Source organism: Hymenobacter endophyticus (assembly GCF_032464715.1).
GTDB classification, from domain to species: domain Bacteria; phylum Bacteroidota; class Bacteroidia; order Cytophagales; family Hymenobacteraceae; genus Hymenobacter; species Hymenobacter endophyticus.
The window spans coordinates 1-2,042 of record NZ_JAWDJT010000027.1 but is presented as its reverse complement, the minus strand read 5'-3'; the positions used below and the strand labels follow the sequence as shown (position 1 = coordinate 2,042).

The window sequence follows — 2,042 nt, the reverse complement described above, 5'->3', positions numbered from 1 at the left end:
CACCACGGCGTCCTTGCTCACGCGGCCCGAAAGGATGTCCTTCGACAGCTCGTTGAGTACCAGGCGCTGCAGTACGCGCTTCAGTGGCCGGGCCCCGAAGGTGGGGTCGAAGCCCTGCTCGCCCAAGAAGTCCAGCACCTCGTCGGTAGCTTCCAAACGGATGCCGGCTTCTTCCAGGCGCTGCTGAATATGGCGGAACTGGATGCACCGCATACAGGTACGGCACCTATTACTGAGGTTTCTGCGTTACCTTTGCAACTGTGTTATCCTCCTGACGCTATGACGACTTCATCTATCCCCTCGCTGGAACAGCAGTTGAACAACTTGGCCAATATGGCCGAGCGGGTAGCTACCCCGGAGTTCCAGCAGGGCTTCCGGGCCAGTGTCTCGGCGCGGGCCAAAGCGGCTGGCTCCTTCCTGACTTACCGTGACCAGCAAGGTCGCCTGGTACGTGAGTGGCCGGGTTCGGGTCGGATAGAGCTACTGGGTTAAGAACCGGATGCTTGTGGCAGTGCCCACCGTGTACGTGCTGGCCGGACCGAATGGAGCAGGCAAAACGTCCATCTATTGGTACGAAGCAACTGACGTCCCGCGCCTCAACGGGGATGCCATGTATCAGCAAGGCATCGACGCGCACACCATCGAAGCTACCCTGCGGCAACAGCAGGAGGAGTGGGTAGCCCAGCGCACGTCCTTTGTCATTGAAACCAACGCCGCTACCGAGCGGGACTACTCTCTGTTTCAAACGCTCCGGCAAGCGGGCTACCGGGTAGAGTTGCGCTTCGTGTGTCTGGAGTCTGTTTCCTTGTGCGAGCAGCGGGTAGCCCAGCGCGTGCGGGAAGGCGGCCACGATATTCCCGCTGCCCTCATTGCCCAACGCTACGCCAACGGCCTCTCCCTGCTAAAGCGCCATTACCGCGCCTTCGACCGGCTGCAACTCTACGATAATACGTCCCTGCCGCGCGAGGTGCTGGATCTAGTACCCGGTCAGCCACCCGTACCAGCAGCCAATCTACCCGACTGGGCCGCGCCGGTGCTGGCGCACATCGTGCGGATGGAAGCGGTGTATGGGCGGCTGTGTTGAGTAAGAGCGTGTTTGGGAATTTGAAAAGAACGTCATGCTGAGCCTGCCGAAGCATCTCTACCGCTTCGTATGGGGCTTTTTCAACGAAGCGGTAGAGATGCTTCGGCAGGCTCAGCATGACGAAAAAGGCGTTTTTATGAATTCCCAAACACGCTCTAATAGCGTAGGCTGCTGTTGCGAGTTTTCAACTCGTCCAACAAAATCAACCTCACGTGGCGTAGTACCGGTTTGCCTTGCTATGGCAGTGGAAACACAGCCTCTATGTCAGGGGTTAGTAATGAGTTAAACCCCACTAAACTCGCGCCAGTTTCGGAGTTATTATTTGATAATATATTTCATATTTAAATACTCAGGATGAGGGAAAGACTCATGCATATTGTCATATAGATCAGTTAGAATAAAGGAACAGTCTTGTTCTTTTACATAGAATTCAGCTTCATGAATAGTTTTTTTGATTAGATACTTGTCACGATAGGTTCCGTGTTTATCACTTACTAAAGTCATATCCAAGTATGTGGCTAAGTAAACATCATCTGAGCTAGAGTCGTAAACTGCCATTAACGCCCCTTTATTTTCATTCGTAAACATATACGACCTACTGAGTTGTAAAAATCTATTGCGTAATTGCTTGTCAGGAATAACTTTTCCGTTTTTTGTCAAATCTTGGTAAAAAATCCATTTGCTTTGAGAGTTTAAATGGAGTATTGATAGAGAGGTCTTGCTGTTCGTAATCATACGCAAAAAGCCCCGCCGGCACAATGCCAGCGGGGCTTTTCATTTAATTCAATGAGGTTACCCTACAGCGGGCATCTCCACGTTGTTGAAGCGGATGTGGCCGTCTTCCAGCACGGCTTCCACCACGGCGTCCTTGCTCACGCGGCCCGAAAGGATGTCCTTCGACAGCTCGTTGAGTACCAGGCGCTGCAGTACGCGCTTCAGTGGCCGGGCCCCGAAGGTG

At 53.2% G+C, this 2,042-nt stretch carries 4 protein-coding genes and 1 pseudogene; 2 read left to right on the top strand and 3 right to left on the bottom strand.

Annotated elements, in window-relative coordinates; genetic code table 11:
* A pseudogene (locus tag ROI90_RS21050) lies at positions 1–204 on the bottom strand (hypothetical protein); the annotation flags it as partial.
* Positions 205–279: 75 nt separating this feature from the next.
* Between ROI90_RS21050 and ROI90_RS21045 the strand changes: the two are divergent.
* Positions 280–492: a hypothetical protein gene (locus tag ROI90_RS21045; protein ID WP_316000255.1), complete on the top strand. Its 213-nt coding sequence runs from the start codon at positions 280–282 to the stop codon at positions 490–492.
* A gap of 13 nt (positions 493–505) precedes the next feature.
* On the top strand, positions 506–1,084 hold the full coding sequence (locus ROI90_RS21040; RefSeq protein ID WP_316000254.1) for an AAA family ATPase: 579 nt from the start codon (positions 506–508) through the stop codon (positions 1,082–1,084).
* Between the two features lie 318 nt (positions 1,085–1,402).
* Here ROI90_RS21040 and ROI90_RS21035 read toward each other — a convergent pair whose 3' ends face one another.
* Both ROI90_RS21035 and ROI90_RS21030 read right to left on the bottom strand, forming a co-directional pair.
* Positions 1,403–1,819, bottom strand: a complete 417-nt coding sequence (locus ROI90_RS21035) for a hypothetical protein (RefSeq protein ID WP_316000253.1) — start codon at positions 1,817–1,819, stop codon at positions 1,403–1,405.
* Positions 1,820–1,876: 57 nt separating this feature from the next.
* The coding region (locus ROI90_RS21030; protein ID WP_316000256.1) for a hypothetical protein at positions 1,877–2,042 on the bottom strand (166 nt) is incomplete at its 5' end.